At 67.5% G+C, this 14,823-nt stretch carries 15 protein-coding genes and 1 tRNA gene; 13 read left to right on the forward strand and 3 right to left on the reverse strand.

Going from position 1 to position 14,823, the window contains the following annotated elements; translation table 11 throughout:
* Positions 1–120 precede the first annotated feature (120 nt).
* From D9V41_RS09245 to D9V41_RS09285, 10 genes are all read left to right on the forward strand, one after another.
* Complete coding sequence (locus D9V41_RS09245) at positions 121–984, forward strand: tetratricopeptide repeat protein (RefSeq protein ID WP_121794284.1); 864 nt, start codon at positions 121–123, stop codon at positions 982–984.
* 63 nt (positions 985–1,047) lie between these two features.
* Complete coding sequence (locus D9V41_RS09250) at positions 1,048–2,295, forward strand: glutamate-5-semialdehyde dehydrogenase (protein WP_121794285.1); 1,248 nt, start codon at positions 1,048–1,050, stop codon at positions 2,293–2,295.
* Positions 2,296–2,416: 121 nt separating this feature from the next.
* Positions 2,417–3,763, forward strand: coding sequence for an MFS transporter (locus tag D9V41_RS09255; RefSeq protein WP_243697219.1), 1,347 nt, complete (start codon positions 2,417–2,419; stop codon positions 3,761–3,763).
* 3 nt (positions 3,764–3,766) lie between these two features.
* Positions 3,767–4,600: an alpha/beta fold hydrolase gene (locus D9V41_RS09260; protein ID WP_121794286.1), complete on the forward strand. Its 834-nt coding sequence runs from the start codon at positions 3,767–3,769 to the stop codon at positions 4,598–4,600.
* Positions 4,601–4,611: 11 nt separating this feature from the next.
* Positions 4,612–6,477 carry a flavin-containing monooxygenase gene (locus D9V41_RS09265; RefSeq protein ID WP_133434157.1) on the forward strand — a complete coding sequence of 622 codons (1,866 nt, stop codon included), beginning with the start codon at positions 4,612–4,614 and terminating at the stop codon, positions 6,475–6,477.
* A gap of 13 nt (positions 6,478–6,490) precedes the next feature.
* On the forward strand, positions 6,491–7,327 hold the full coding sequence (locus D9V41_RS09270; protein WP_121794288.1) for an IclR family transcriptional regulator: 837 nt from the start codon (positions 6,491–6,493) through the stop codon (positions 7,325–7,327).
* Between the two features lie 4 nt (positions 7,328–7,331).
* Positions 7,332–7,475, forward strand: a complete 144-nt coding sequence (locus D9V41_RS17785) for a hypothetical protein (protein ID WP_166375976.1) — start codon at positions 7,332–7,334, stop codon at positions 7,473–7,475.
* A gap of 5 nt (positions 7,476–7,480) precedes the next feature.
* Complete coding sequence (nadD, locus tag D9V41_RS09275; protein ID WP_121794289.1) at positions 7,481–8,098, forward strand: nicotinate-nucleotide adenylyltransferase; 618 nt, start codon at positions 7,481–7,483, stop codon at positions 8,096–8,098.
* Positions 8,095–8,457, forward strand: a complete 363-nt coding sequence (rsfS, locus tag D9V41_RS09280) for a ribosome silencing factor (protein ID WP_121794290.1) — start codon at positions 8,095–8,097, stop codon at positions 8,455–8,457. The genes nadD and rsfS overlap by 4 nt, the downstream gene beginning before the upstream one ends.
* Positions 8,454–9,134, forward strand: coding sequence for a histidine phosphatase family protein (locus tag D9V41_RS09285; RefSeq protein ID WP_121794291.1), 681 nt, complete (start codon positions 8,454–8,456; stop codon positions 9,132–9,134). Before rsfS ends, D9V41_RS09285 begins: the two co-directional genes overlap by 4 nt.
* Before the next feature lie 10 nt (positions 9,135–9,144).
* Here the strand turns inward: D9V41_RS09285 and D9V41_RS09290 are convergent, their stop codons facing one another.
* Positions 9,145–10,134 carry a DMT family transporter gene (locus D9V41_RS09290; protein ID WP_121794292.1) on the reverse strand — a complete coding sequence of 330 codons (990 nt, stop codon included), beginning with the start codon at positions 10,132–10,134 and terminating at the stop codon, positions 9,145–9,147.
* A 111-nt stretch (positions 10,135–10,245) separates the two neighbouring features.
* Here D9V41_RS09290 and D9V41_RS09295 point away from each other — a divergent pair, with 111 nt between their 5' ends.
* From D9V41_RS09295 to D9V41_RS09305, 3 genes are all read left to right on the forward strand, one after another.
* Complete coding sequence (locus D9V41_RS09295) at positions 10,246–10,878, forward strand: TetR/AcrR family transcriptional regulator (protein ID WP_121794293.1); 633 nt, start codon at positions 10,246–10,248, stop codon at positions 10,876–10,878.
* Positions 10,879–11,119: 241 nt separating this feature from the next.
* A tRNA-Ala gene (locus D9V41_RS09300) sits at positions 11,120–11,195 on the forward strand.
* 566 nt (positions 11,196–11,761) lie between these two features.
* Complete coding sequence (locus tag D9V41_RS09305; RefSeq protein ID WP_121794460.1) at positions 11,762–13,465, forward strand: CocE/NonD family hydrolase; 1,704 nt, start codon at positions 11,762–11,764, stop codon at positions 13,463–13,465.
* A 20-nt stretch (positions 13,466–13,485) separates the two neighbouring features.
* Here the strand turns inward: D9V41_RS09305 and D9V41_RS17580 are convergent, their stop codons facing one another.
* Both D9V41_RS17580 and D9V41_RS09320 read right to left on the reverse strand, forming a co-directional pair.
* The gene (locus D9V41_RS17580) at positions 13,486–14,070 is read right to left on the reverse strand and encodes a QsdR family transcriptional regulator (RefSeq protein ID WP_133434158.1); all 585 of its coding nucleotides are present in this window, start codon (positions 14,068–14,070) and stop codon (positions 13,486–13,488) included.
* A gap of 168 nt (positions 14,071–14,238) precedes the next feature.
* Positions 14,239–14,823: a QsdR family transcriptional regulator gene (locus D9V41_RS09320; protein ID WP_133434159.1), complete on the reverse strand. Its 585-nt coding sequence runs from the start codon at positions 14,821–14,823 to the stop codon at positions 14,239–14,241.

Consider the following 14,823-nt stretch of genomic DNA (forward strand, 5'->3'; position numbering starts at 1 on the left):
GAGAGTAGGACGTCGCCGGACAACCACACAGCGCGAGGCCGCCCCAACCCTGGGGCGGCCTCGCTGCATTTACCCCCAGGATCGCCGCAACGATGCGCATCCTGGTATCAAGGAAGAGTCATGGCTGAATCGAAGAGGCCCCGCCCGAACCAGGGTCGTGGAGGCGCGGGCAAGGGCCCGCAGAAGAGAACGGGACGTCCTGGCGCTCCCGAGCGCCGCGGCGGTCGGGGCGCGCCGGCGGCCGGCGGTAAACGTGGAGGACCTGCACGCGCTCCCCGCCGTCCCGAGCCCAAGGATCGTACCGACGCTCAGAAGACGTACGACGGGCCGCCGATCCCTGACGATGTCAGCGCCAAAGATCTCGACCGTTTCGCGCGGCAGGAACTGCAGGGGCTCCCACCGAAACTCGCCGAGAAGGTGGCTCGTCACCTGGTGATGGCCGGCTCGCTCCTGCACGAGGATCCAGCGCTCGCTCACCAGCATGCGCTCGCGGCGCGTGCGCGCGCGATGCGTAACGGGCTCGTCCGTGAGGCCACCGGGGAGACCGCGTACGCGCTGGGCAACTGGTCCGAAGCGCTGTCGGAGTTTCGCGCTGCTCGCCGCATCACCGGGCGGCTGATCTACGCGGCCATGATGGCCGACTGCGAGCGGGCGCTGAAGCGCCCGGAGAAGGCGCTCGAATACGACACGCCGGAGATCCGCGCTCAGCTGGACGAAGCTGGCAACGCCGAACTCACCATCGTCATGGCCGGGGCTCGTCGCGATATGGGGCAGCTCGAGGCGGCGCTGCAGTTGCTCGAGACCGAGAACCTGCTGAGCAAGAACCGCGCTGACTGGGTGGCCCGGCTGCGCTATGCGTACGCAGACACGCTGCTCGCCGCGGGTCGTCGTGACGAGGCGATCACCTGGTTCCACCGGGTCGTCGCCGTCGACGGGAACAAGCTCACCGACGCCGAGGAGCGGCTGGCCGATCTCGAGGGCTGAGGTGCGCCGGCCCGTCATGAGCGCCGGTCCCGCTGCTCGGAGCAGAGCGCCTAGAATGCGGGCATGAAGGAGCACGTTCACGACGCAGCCCGCCGGGCCCGTCAGGCCGCCGCTGTGCTGGCGCTCGCGACCCGGGCCGAGAAGGACGCGGCGTTGACCGCCATGGCCGACGCGCTGGTGGAGTCCACTGCCCGCATCCTCGACGCGAACGAGGCCGATGTGGCCGCCGCACGCGAGGACGGAACGCCGGAGAACGTCATCGACCGACTCGCGCTCGACGCAGCACGTGTGGCGAGCTTCGCCCAAGGTGTGCGCGACGTCGCTGCGCTTCCCGACCCGGTCGGCGAGGTCGTCCGCGGCTCGATCCTGCCGAACGGGTTGGAGTTGCGTCAGATCCGTGTTCCCATGGGCGTGATCGGCATGATCTACGAAGGACGACCCAACGTCACCGCCGATGCCGCGGCGATCTGTCTCAAGTCCGGGAGCGCCTCGCTGCTGCGAGGCTCCAAGAGCGCAGCGCGCTCCAACGCCGTGATCGTCGACGTCATGCGCAGCGCCGTGGTGTCGGCGGGGCTTCCGGCCGACGTCATCCAGGCGATCTCCGCCGAGGACCGGTCGTCGGCCGCGCACCTGATGCAGGCGCGCGGTCTCGTCGATCTCGTCATCCCGCGCGGAGGAGCGGGACTCATCCGTACCGTGGTGGAGGAGTCGACGGTGCCGGTCATCGAGACGGGTACGGGGAACGTCCACGTCTACGTCGACCACGACGCCGACCTGGACATGGCTCTGGACATCGTCCTCAATTCCAAGACCCACCGCACGAGCGTCTGCAACGCTGCCGAGTCGCTGCTCGTCCACAAGGCGGTGGCGGACGAGTTCGTGCCGCGGGTCGTCGCGACGCTGCGTGAGCACGGGGTCGTCATCCACGGTGATCCCGCGTTCATGGCGGTGGATCCCACGGTGCAGCGGGCCACCGAGGAGGCGTACGCCACCGAGTTCCTCGCCTCGGAGATCTCCGCGCGCGTCGTCGACTCTCTCGACGAGGCGATCGCGCACATCCGCCAGTACTCCTCGGGCCACACCGAGGCGATCGTCACGCGTTCGCTCGAGGCTGCGCACCGGTTCTCGCGTGGGGTCGACTCTGCTGCCGTGATGGTCAACGCGTCCACCCGGTTCACCGACGGCGGCGAATTCGGCTTCGGTGCCGAGATCGGCATCTCGACCCAGAAACTGCACGCGCGTGGGCCGATGGGGCTGCAGGAGATGACCACCACGACCTACATCGTGACCGGCGACGGGCAGCTGCGCTGACCGCGGTTCTCGGATCCCGATAATCCTGGTTGGAGGGTAGGCCCCGGGAACGCCATCCTCGTCTGGCCATGTGACGTGGCCCACGCCGCCATCGGTGGCGTGAAGCAGACAGGAGTATCCCGTGACCTCACCCATCGGCACCCGCGGTCCGCGATCGACCGCGGCCGAGCAACGCAAGGTGCTCGCCGGCACCATGATCGGCACCACCATCGAGTGGTACGACTTCTTCATCTACGCCAACGCGGCGGCGCTGGTGTTCGCGCCGCTGTACTTCTCGCACGCGACGTCGGGCGCCATGGCGCAGATCGTCGCTTTCATGTCAGTCGGTATCTCGTTCTTCTTCCGGCCACTCGGCGCGGCCATCGCGGGCCACCTGGGCGACCGCATCGGACGTAAGAGGCTGCTTGTCGTCACCTTGACGATGATGGGCACCGCGACGGTCCTCATGGGCCTGACGCCGACGGCCGCGCAGATCGGAGTCCTCGCCCCGCTGCTTCTGGTACTGCTGCGTATCGTGCAGGGGCTCTCTACCGGCGGTGAGTGGGGTGCGGCGGCCTTGATGGCCGTGGAGCACGCGCCGGATCATCGCCGCGGGTACTTCGGTTCCTTCCCGCAAATCGGTGCCGCTGCGGGCATGTTGCTGGCCACGGGAGCGCTCGCGATCGTCAGCGCCACGACCACGGCCGAGCAATTCATGGCGTGGGGCTGGCGCCTGCCGTTCCTCGGCAGCATCGTGCTCCTGGTGGTCGGTCTGTACATCCGCCGCCGCGTGGGTGAGAGCCCGGTGTTCGAGGAATTGGAACAGACGAGCAAGCGCGCCTCCGCCCCGATCGCGCAGGTGCTGAAGCGTCACAAGACCGAGTTGTTTCAAGCCACTTGGGCGTACGCCGGTGTCAACGCCGCCGCTTACATGGTGCTCGGCGGCTACGTGCTGAGCTACTCGACGAACTCCCTCGGGCTCGATCGCACCGGTGTGCTGACGATCATCGCGGTCGTCAACGTGCTGTGGATCGCGTTGACCATCTGGGCCGGCGCGCTCTCGGACCGGATCGGTCGCGTCAACACCTACAAGATCGGGTTCATCAGCCTCGCGGTCTGGGTGTTCCCGATGTTCCTGCTCATCGACACCGGTTCCTACCTCGCGCTCGTCGTGGCGCTGGCGGGTCTCGCGGTGGGCCTGAGCTTCTCGTACGGACAGCAGTCGGCGATGTACGCCGAGATGTTCCCCGCCCAGGTCCGTTTCACCGGCGCCTCGCTCGGTTACGCCTTGGGCTCGATCATCGGCGGCGGCTTCGCGCCCACTATCGCCTCGGCCCTGCAGACCTCGACGGGCTCCACGATGCCGGTCGCGGCCTACCTCGCGCTCTGGGCGCTCATCGCGCTCGCGGTGGTCTGGAAGGTCAAGGACCGCACCGGCCAAGACATCTCCGCGGCGGCCGCCGCCACCCCCACCACGACGAGAGGCTGACCCATGGCTCGTATCCACACCACCGTCATCGACGGGCTCCGCACCCGGTACATCGAGGCAGGGCACCGTTCCCGAGAGACGCTGCTGTTGATCCACGACGGCGGTTTCGGCGCCAGCGCCGAGCTCTGCTGGTCCGAGGTGATCGAGGAGCTGGAAGCCCACTTCCATCTCGTCGCCCCCGACCTGCTGGGATGGGGCGGCTCCGACAAAGTGGTGCACTTCGGCGAGGCGCCCTATCCGTCGAAGATCCGCCAGGTCGCACGCCTCGTGGAGACTCTCGATCTCGACGAGGTGGTCTCGGTCGGCACCTCCTTCGGCGGTTCCCTGGCCCTGCGAGCCGCCCTCGAGCCGGAGAATCCGTGGCGCGCTCGGGGAGTCGTGAGCATCACCGGGGCCGGTGGGCTCTATCGCGTTCCGGAAGGGGTCGAGGCGATCGGGAGCTTCGATCCCACCATCGAGGATGCCCGTCGACTCACGTCGTGGCTCGTCGCCGACGCGGACGCCTTCGAGGAGCATGCGCGCCAGCGGCTCGAGAACAGCCTCGTGCCGGGGCACTGGGAGGCGATGAACGCCCCCCGCCTGCGCAACCCCCGGGCCGAGCGCCCGGACGTGAAGGACCCGTTCCTCGACCGGCTCGCCGAGTTGCGGCTTCCGGTGTTGTTCGTCGAGGGCGCCCGCGACCGACTGCTCGACCAGGGCTGGGCGAAGCAGCTGGCGGACCTCGCGCCGCACGGCGAGGCGCTCACGATGGACTGCGGCCACGCGCCCAACGTCGAGCTGCCCGCCGAGCTCGCGAAGGTGCTTGCGATGTTCGCCGACCGGGGTGAGGATCGGTGACGCTTCCCCTCGTGAGTGTCGATCAGATCGAGGAACTGCTGGCAGGGGCGGAGATCCCGCCCCTGCTGGCGGCCATGGCGCACGCCACGGGCGACCGCGCCTTCCTCGACCCCGGGCTCGCTCCGCCGCACCGTCAGCGCGGCGCCCACCTCGTCAAACACGGCGGCATGGACGAGCCGGCAGTCGAGCGGGCGAAGAAGCTCATCGCGGCGGCGTTGCCCGACGTTCTCGGGCGCGAACCGGCGTTGCGTGAGGAACTCATCGAGCCGAGCCTGTCCTTCCTCGCCGGCCGGCTGCGCGACGGCGCCGACGATCTCCTGCGTCATGAGCTCGTCGGCCCGCCGACACCGGTGGACTTGACGGCGTCGGGACTGCGCGCCGTCGTGGTCGGCGCGGGAGTCTCCGGACTGGCGGCTGCGGTCAATCTGCGGGCAGCGGGCGTCGACGTCACTGTGCTCGACAAGAACGAGGAGGTCGGCGGTACCTGGTGGGAGAACACCTATCCGGGGTGCCGGCTCGACACCCCGAACTTCACCTACAGCTACAGCTTCGCCCAGCGTCCGGTGTGGCCGGATCACTTCTCGCAGCAGCCGGATCTGCGTGACTACCTCATCGAGGTCTCCTCGCAGTTCCGGCTGCGCGACGCCGTGCGCTTCGGCCGCGAGGTCGAGGAGGCCGTGTGGGAGGAGTCGACCGCCGAATGGGTCGTGACCGTCCATGCGCCACAGGGCAGGGAGGTGTACCGCTGCGACGTGCTGGTGACGGCCGTGGGGCAGCTCAATCGACCTCGCATCCCCGACATTCCCGGGTTGGACGAGTTCCCTGGGGACGTCATGCACTCGGCGACGTGGGACCACGGCGTGGAGCTGGCCGGGCGCGAGGTCGCGGTCGTGGGGACGGGGGCCAGCGCCTTCCAGATCGTCCCGGCGGTGGTGGACGACGTCGCCCGGCTCACCGTCTTCCAGCGCAACGCCCCGTGGATGCTGCCCACGCCGCACTACACGCAGCCCATCGACGGGGCGCAGCGGAGGCTTTTCGAGCAGGTCCCCGGCTACGGACGGTGGTACCGGTTCTGGCAGTTCGTGGCCTCGATGGAGGCGTGGCTCCCACTGGTCGAGGTCGACCCCGGCTGGTCGGAGCCGGGCACGGTGTCGCGACTGAACGCCGAATTCCGCGAGGAGTTGCTCGACGCGCTGCGCGGCCAGTTCGCCGACCGTCCGGACCTGCTCGCCGTGTGCACCCCCAGCTATCCGCCGGGCGCGAAGCGGATGCTGCGCGACGACGGCTCCTGGGGACGTGCTCTGCGTCGCGATCATGTCGATGTCGTCCGCAGCGGCGTCGTCCGGGTGGAGGGCCGCCGGCTCATCGCCGCAGACGGCAGCTCGGTCGAAGCCGACGTCATCGTCTTCGCCACCGGGTTCCGGGCCGAGGAGTTCCTCGCTCCGATGCGGATCGTGGGACGCGAGGGACGGACGTTGAGCGAGCACTGGAAGGGTGACGCACGAGCGTACGCCACGACGAGCGTTCCCGGGTTTCCGAACCTGTTCATGCTGCTGGGACCCAATTCGGGGCTGGCCGCGAACGGCAGCATCGTGTTCATGTCCGAGTGCGCGGCGGAGTATGTCGTGCGATGCCTGGAAACCCTCGTGCGGCGCCAAGCGGAGGCGATGGCGCCGACCGTGGAAGCCTACGAGCGCTTCGCGGAGCGTGTCGATGCGGCGAACCGACGTCGGGCCTGGGGCGTTCCCGGCGTATCGACGTGGTATCAGAACCAGTACGGTCGTGTCTCTCAGAACTGGCCGCTGGAGTTGGCGGACTACTGGGAGTTGACGCACCGGGTCGTGGAGGAGGACTTCGACTTCACCGGCGTGCGGTGAGAGAGGCGGCGGCGTGAAGGATCACAGCAGCGACAACTCGTACTTGGGCCGGGTGCTGCGCATCCTGGAGTCGTTCACGCCGTCGTGCCCCGCCCTCTCCGTGGCGCAGCTCGCCGAGCGGACGGGCATCCCGTTACCGACCGTCTACCGGTACGTCGGCGAGCTGGTCCGTGTCGGGCTGCTCGAACGCGTGGGGGAGGGCGACCGGCTTCGGGCCTCCGTCCGGCTGTGGGAGCTCGGGTATCGCGCGTCCAACGCCACCGCGGTCCGAACGGTCGCCCTGCCGTTCATGCAGGATCTCCACGCGACCGTCGGCCACAACACCCAGCTGGCCGTGCTCGACGGCACGGAGGTGCTGTACGTCGAACGGTTGCGAGCGCGTGGTGCGATCACCAACATCACGCAGACCGGCGAGCGGATGCCGGCCAAGATCAACTCCTCGGGTCTGCTGCTGGCCGCGTTCCTCGACGACCGTGAGCGCGTCGAGCAGATCATCGAGGAGGACATCTCCGACTACTGGCTGGTCGCGGGACCGCCCCCGTTCGCCGCGGTACACGTGCCGACGCGTGAGGAGGTCGAAGGGGTGCTGGCTCGGGCGCGACGTGACGACTTCTGCCGGCTCGACGCGTGGCTGTCGCCCGACACCGCCGGAATCTCCGCGCCGATTCGCGACGCGCTCGGCACGGTCTGCGCCGCGCTCTCGTTGATCGTCCCTAATGATCGGTCGATACCTCAACGGGTGGTGCCCGCGCTGCGCACGAGCGCCACGGCGATTTCGCGCGCCTTGGGATGGCGCGGGAAGGTCAGATCACGCCATCGGTCGGCCCCGCTGGCCGCGCTGGTAGATTAAGCGCATGCTCGATCTGCTGAAGTTCGCCGAGGAAGCCGCTCATGAACCGGCCGTTCACCCGGCTCTCGTCGGGGTGGCCGCGCTGGGCATCCTCCTGGTGTTGCTGTTCATCCTCCTCGCCTTCGGCAAGGGCCGCGAGCACACCTGAGCCGCATGGCCGCCAGCGAACGCCGCCGCATCGGGGTGATGGGCGGGACGTTCGATCCCATCCATCACGGGCACCTCGTCGCCGCGAGCGAGGTGCAGTCGTGGTTCGACCTCGATGAGGTCATCTTCGTTCCGACCGGGCAGCCCTGGCAGAAGGCCGACCGCGCAGTCTCGCCGCCGGAGGATCGCTACCTCATGACGGTCATCGCGACCGCGGCGAACCCGCGCTTCCAAGTCAGCCGGGTCGACATCGAGCGGCGCGGTCCGACGTACACCATCGACACGCTGCGGGATCTGTCCCGCCAGCATCGCGACGCCGACCTGTACTTCATCACCGGTGCCGACGCGATGGCCGCGATCCTGACATGGCGCGACCACGACGAGCTGTTCGAGCTCGCGCACTTCGTCGGCTGCACGCGGCCCGGACACGAGCTGGACGAGAAGACGCTCGAGGGCTTGCCGGCCGACCGCGTGACGTTGGTCGAGATTCCGGCGCTGGCGATCTCCTCGACCGACTGCCGCCAGCGCGTCCAGAAAGGCGAACCGGTCTGGTACCTCGTTCCCGACGGGGTCGTCCAGTACATCGGTAAGCACCGCCTCTACCACCGTGAGGACTCACCATGACCGCCACCGACCGCGCCCTCGAACTCGCGCGTGCCGCCGCCGCGGCCGCCGACGACAAGCAAGCCACCGACATCATCGCCTTCGACGTGTCCGACCAACTGGTCATCACCGACGCCTTCGTGCTGTGTTCGGGTGCCAATCCGCCGCAGATGTCGGCGATCCGCGACGCCGTCGAGGAGAAGCTCTTCGGGCTCGGCGCCAAACCCATCCGCCGCGAAGGGGAACGCGAGGGCCGATGGGTGCTGCTCGACTACGCCGACATCGTCGTCCACATCCAGCACGTCGAGGAGCGCGCGTTCTACGCCCTCGAGCGGCTCTGGAGTGACTGCCCGACGATCGAGCTCGGACTGTCGCAATGACCCGATCGCGTCGCGTCATCGTCTGGCGCCACGGACGCACGGCGTGGAACCTCGCCGGCCGCGTGCAGGGCCAGAGTGACGTGCCGCTCGACGACGTCGGCCTTGCTCAGGCACGTGATGCCGCTGGATACCTCGCGGCGCTCGAGCCCAGCCGCATCCTGTCGTCCGATCTCAAGCGTGCGGCGTCGACCGCCGCCGCGCTCAGTGCGGTGACCGGTATTCCGGTCGAGCTCGACAAGCGCTTCCGGGAGATGGACTTCGGCGCCCGTGAGGGCCTGACCTGGCCCCAGGCATGGGAGGCATTTCCCGAGGGGATGCAGGCCTGGGTGAGCGGGGATGAGACCAAGATCCCCGGCAGTGAGACGCACGAGCAGGCCGGGCGTCGCTTCGCGGCGGCACTCGAGGACCACCTCGAGGACCTGCCGCTCGGCGACACTCTGGTGGTGGTCGCCCACGGCGCACTGCTGCGCACGGGCCTGTGCGCGTTCCTCGGTTTCGAGGTGGCCTCCTGGCGGCTCTTCGGCGGTCTCGCCAATTGCAACTGGTCGATTCTCGAGGAGAGCCGTCACGGCGACTGGGCCGAGTGGCGGCTCACGGAATGGAATACCGGCAGCCTGCCCGAGCCGGTGCTGTCCGACGACGAGCAGACCGAGCGCCCCGTCGACGAACCCGGCTGAGCTCGACGGCTCAGGCGAGTTCGACGAGAAGGCACCCGCCGAGCAGCAAGGCCAGCCCGAGAGCGCGCAGCATCGTGACCGGGCGGCGCGGGAGGCCGAATGCGCCACGGGCGTCGATCACCGCGCCGGCGAGCTGTTGTCCGGTGACGGTCAGCACGATGGTGACGGCGGCGCTGATACGGGGGATCAGCAAGAAGGTGCCGGTGACGTACAGCACCGCACACAGCGCGCCCAACCATCCCCACCAGGGCATGGTCCGCACCCCGGCCAGGTGCAGCGGCGAGGCCGCCCCGGTCATGCGGAGCACCGCGAGGACCAGGGTGATCGTGACGGCGGCGACGACGAAACTGGTCAGCGCGACCGTGATCGGATCGACCAGCACGGTGCGAAGGCGCGCGTTGACCGCACCTTGGAAGGGCAGCGCTGCCCCGGCGACCAGGCCCAGCGCGATCCAACCCGCACCCGCCCGGCCGTCAGCGACACCGGCGAGCGATGGGGTTCGTCGGTCGCCACGCGGCGCGCTGGATGCGAGCGCGGCCGTCGGTGTCGCCGTGGCCTGCCCGCGGACGACGACCCCGATGCCGGCAAGCACCAGTACCGCGCCCGCGACCAGGTGCGGTGTGGCGGGTTGACGCTCCAGGCCGAGCAGGCCGAACACGTCGAGTGCCACTGAGCCCAGCACTTGCCCGGCGACGAACATTCCACCCGCGGCCAGCGCACCGATTCGGGGAAACAGCAGGATGCCGCACGTGATGTACAGCGGGGAGGCCAGCCCGCCCAGCAGATACCAACCCGGCGCAGCGCCGAGCCTGCCGAACGCATCGAAAGCACCGGCCGCCACAGCCGTCAGGACCAGCAGCGCCACAGCGACCCACAACTGAACCGTCGCTCCGCCGTAGGGCGTTCCGACGGCCCTGGCCAAGCGCGGGTTGACCGACGCCTGAACCGCCAGGAGAACCCCGATCGCCACTGCCCCCGCCGGCAACAACAGTGCCTCCATCGCTGCGCTCCTCGATCAAGTGGTCATGATGTCCACTTAGGACCCTACGGCTAAGCGGTCACTGCGTCCACCTGTTGTCGCCGCGGGCGGATGCGAGGACAATGCGAAGTGATGAACGCCCCCGACTCCGACGACACTGCTCGCCGACCGGTCCGAGCCGATCGGGACGACCTGCTGGGCTCCGGCTCCGCCCCCGGGCGCGAGCGAGCCGACGCTGCCCGCAACCGGCAGCGGGTGCTCGATGCCGCGACGGAGCTGTTCGCATCCGGCGACCCGCGGGCGGTCACGATGGAGCAGATCGCCCGCGCCGCCGGCGTGGGTCGCGCGACCCTGTATCGGCGCTACCCGGACGTGGCTTCCATCGCCACGGCGCTGTTGGACGATCACGAACGCGACCTGCAACAGCGACTGCTCTGCGGTCGCCCGCCGCTCGGCCCTGGCGCGCCACCAGCGGAGCGGCTCGCGGCCTTCTTCGCGGCGATGGTCGACCTGCTTGAATGTTTCGGATTCCTCCTCCTGGCCCGCGAGACCGGCCCGGCACGCTACGCCGCCGGCGCCTATGATTTCTGGCGCGTGCACGTCGCCGCTTTGCTCAGGGAGGCCGGCGTCGACGGGGCCGGCCCTCGCGCCGACCTGCTCTTGGGGGCCGTCGACCCCGAGCTCTACCGCCACCAACGGACACGCCTGACTCCCGCGCAGATCACCGCGCACCTTGACTGGTTAGCCCGCGAAGTTCTCGCGTAGGCCCTGCTGGTGTTCAGCAAGACGAACTCGCAGGGCGCTGAGTTGACCTCGGCCGCTCCTCAGTAACTGGAACGTCATAGGTGGTCGAGTAGCCGCGAGGAACGAGCGGGGTCGCTCTCGTCGGTGGTCGAGTAGTCGCGAGGAACGAGCGGCGTATCGAGACCACGATGGTCCGCTGACCGGAAACGGACCCCGGGTTGGGCCGTCTGATCTTCATCGGGTAAGGTTGACGAGGTTCAACGGGGCTATGGCGCAGTTGGTAGCGCGCTTCCATGGCATGGAAGAGGTCAGGGGTTCGAATCCCCTTAGCTCCACCACACGTTGCATGTTCAAACCCCTGCCCGGGTCACCGCGGGTGGGGGTTTGTGCTGTTCTCCGCGGCGAGGTGGCGACGGCCCTCGTCGTGAGTTGTGCTGTGCGCGTGATTGCGCTCGGCTCGCGTTGCTGCTGATCTTGCAGCTTGACTCTTACTACCTGCCCCGGCCCACGTGCCAGGCCCGAACCACACCGAGCTGGGAAAGCGTCCGCAAACGTCACAGCCGTCGAAAACGCAGACCTTCTAAGGTGGAGGAAACACAAAGGCTTTCCTGTAACTACACTATCGAATATTGTTTCGTTGATGAGGAGGGCTGATCGTACGCGGCGGCGATCATGTCGACAGTCCGGACACCCACGGGCAGGGCCAACCGAGGAACTTTCGGTAACGCGCCCGCTTGCACTGGCCGCATGCGAGCACTCATGCGGTTACTAGATGACCAACGAAGCTTCTAGCACGGGAGATCGCATGACTGAGCCGAGAGAAGAACCTTGTCCCGACGGTATCTCTCTCGGTATAGGAGCCGCGGGTACGTCTGCGCGGTGGGTGCCCAACGTCATGGTTCCGATGCGCGATGGAGTGCGCCTTGCGACTACGCTGCTGATTCCGCATGAGCTGCCGGCCCCCGCGCTGCTGATGAGGCTGCCGTATGGCAAACAGCTTTACCCGGGCGTCGTCACTCACGCGATGCTTCCCAATCCGTTCGATCTGGTGATGGCCGGTTACGCCGTCGTGTGGCAGGACTGTCGGGGTACCTACGACTCGGAGGGTGAGTTCGCGCCGTGGGTCAACGAGACTGACGACGGGCTCGACACCTTGAACTGGATCCGCCGCCAGGAGTGGTGCAGTGGGTCCGTCGGCATGTACGGGCTCTCCTATCTCGCGATGGCTGAGTGGATGGCTGCCAGTCGGTCGCCGGAGGGTCTGCGCGCCTTGGCCTCCGGGTTCAGCGCGACCGACTTCCACGCCGCGTGGTACTCCAGCGGAGGGGCGATGTCGTGGCACAGCGTGCTCATGTGGTCGGTCGGTCTGGCGCTGGTCGATGCTCGGCGCTCTCTTGCTGCGGGCGAAGGTGACGTGGAGGTGGTGGCTCGCCTACAAGCCATGGCCGACGATCCAGTTCCACATCTGTCGGTGCCGCCTAATCAGCAGTTCCTGCTTTCACAACAGCTGCCGTGGTGGTCGGACCTGACGACACATCCCGAGTTGGACGAACACTGGCGGACTCTCAATCCGGCGGAACGCCCAGCCGACGTTCTGGTGCCCGCCCTGCACCTCGGCGGGTGGTTCGACATCTTCATCGAGGACACGGTGAGGTCGTACATGCGCCTGCGTTCCGGAGCTGGAACGGAGGAAGCCCGCTCCGGACAGAGGCTGATCATCGGTCCGTGGGACCACGTAAATCAGACAGGCGTCTACCTCGACCGCCACTTTGGACCAGCGGCCGGGGCAGCGACAGTGGGCTTGACCCGTGCACACCTCGACCATTTCGACCGCTCCATCCACGGCACGGCGCCGAACGACGAGGATGCTCCCGTTCGCATCTTCGTCATGGGCATCGACCAGTGGCGCGACGAAGCCGACTGGCCGCTGCCGGACACGCAGTATGTCGATCACTACCTCGAGGGAGCTCCTGGAGTGAACCGCATCGGAAATGAGGGTGGTCTGTCGACGGACCTACCCTCCGCGTCAGCGGTCGATACCTATGTGTTCGATCCGGCCGATCCCACGCCGACGATGGGCGGACGGATGGGCTGGCGAGGTATCGCTCTGAACGCCATCGGTCCGGTCGATCAACGAGCGGTCGAAGCTCGACCTGACGTCCTGTGCTTCACCTCGCCCATCCTGCAGGACCCCATCGAGGTCACAGGTCACGTCGCCCTCGTCCTCCATGCGACGTCCTCAGCGCGGGATACCGATTTCACCGGCAAGCTGGTCGACGTACATCCTGACGGTCGAGCGATCTACCTCACGGACGGCATCCTGCGGATGCGCTACCGCGATGGACTCGATCGCCCTGCGAGCATGGAGCCTGGGCGCGTGTACGAGATCACGCTGAACCTCGGTGTCACCTCGAACGTGTTCGGTCGCGGACACCGGATCCGGGTGGAGGTGTCGAGCAGCAACTTCCCGCGCTACGACTGCAACCCCAACACCGGCCGCGACGTAGCGAGCGAGTCGGCCGGGCGGGACGGGATCAGAGCCATCAACCGGATCCTGCGCGGCGCGAACCACCCCAGCAGGCTGGTGTTGCCGGTCATTCGGCGGTGATCGTACGCGGGCTGGCAGGCTCAGGGACGGAGAAGTTCCCCGAGTACCCGCTCTGCTCCCTCAGGATCAGGAAGTTGACCGGTGATGGTCGGGAGATAGTGGTAGGAGTCGGAGATCCGGACGGTCGCATAGGCCAAGTCGTCCAAGGACAGCGAACTCCGCACGCGGTGTTCGGCGAGGTCCTCAGCGAGGAAACCCTTGATGAGGTTGACGAGTCGCGGGTGGTAGGCGAAAGTACCGAGGGTCATGAGCCGCATGAAATGCTCGTCATGTTGCAGGGCGATCTGACGTGCGCCGGGCTGTTCCAGGATTGCGCGAAGATGACGTCCGAGTGCCGCGGGTACACGCGGGCCGGGACGATCGCGAACCTCCGCCCACGCCTGTGTGAGACTACGTTCGGTCAACGACCACACGACCTCCACCAGGAGGGAGTCTCTCGTACCAACCCATCGATGAAGGGTGACGCGATTGACCCCCAGCTCCTGGGCGATCGCGCTGATGTCGACCTTCTCCCCGGCGAGGTAGCGGCGACGAGCCAAACGAATGGCGTCTGCCCGTCCCGGTCGCCGCGAGTTCCTCTCGACCTCTAGGTCTGTGGTCGTCATGCCCACAGAATACGACGGATCCGAAACGCCTCGGAGCTGATGGAGGGTCCTGGTGTAGTCCGGGCTCCTCGTCGTCGACACCTCTCAAACGGGTCGGCGGGCCCTGAAGAGTACTTCGTGGCACTGCCGTATCGTCAAGGGGTTCGTTGACGGGCGGCACTGCTGCCCTCACGGTCGAAGAAGTTCCCGCAGCACTCTTTCCGCACTGTCTGGATCTGGTGGTTGTCCGGTGATTGTCGGAAGATAGTGGTAAGACTCGGCGATACGGACGGAGGCGTAGGCAAGCTCGTCGAGCGAGAGTGTGCTGCGGATGCGGTTCTCCGCGACGTCCTCGGCAATATAGGATCGGACGGTACGGACAAGTCGCGGCTGATAGTTGTGGCTACCCAAGGTCATGAGCCGCATGAAATGCTCATCGTGCGTCAAGGCGATTTTGCGCGCGCCAGGTTGTTCCAGGGTGTCTCGCAGCCATCGTCCCAGGATCGCCGGGACACGCGGGCCGGGGGAGTCGCGCAATTGGTCCCATGCCGCGACCAGGCTGTCCTCTGTGAGTTTCCAGATGACCTCGACCAGCAGTGAGTCCTTCGTACCGACCCAACGGTGCAGGGTGACCCGGTTGACTCCCAGTTCCTGCGCCATGGAGCTGACGCGGATCCTCTCGCCAGCCAGATACTTACGACGGGCTAGACGAAGCGCGTCATCGCGGCTGGCTTTCCTGGGAGGTTCCTCAGCCCGGAGCGCCTGGGTCGTCAC

It is taken from the genome of Aeromicrobium phragmitis, assembly GCF_003674095.1.
Classification (GTDB): Bacteria; Actinomycetota; Actinomycetes; order Propionibacteriales; family Nocardioidaceae; genus Aeromicrobium; species Aeromicrobium phragmitis.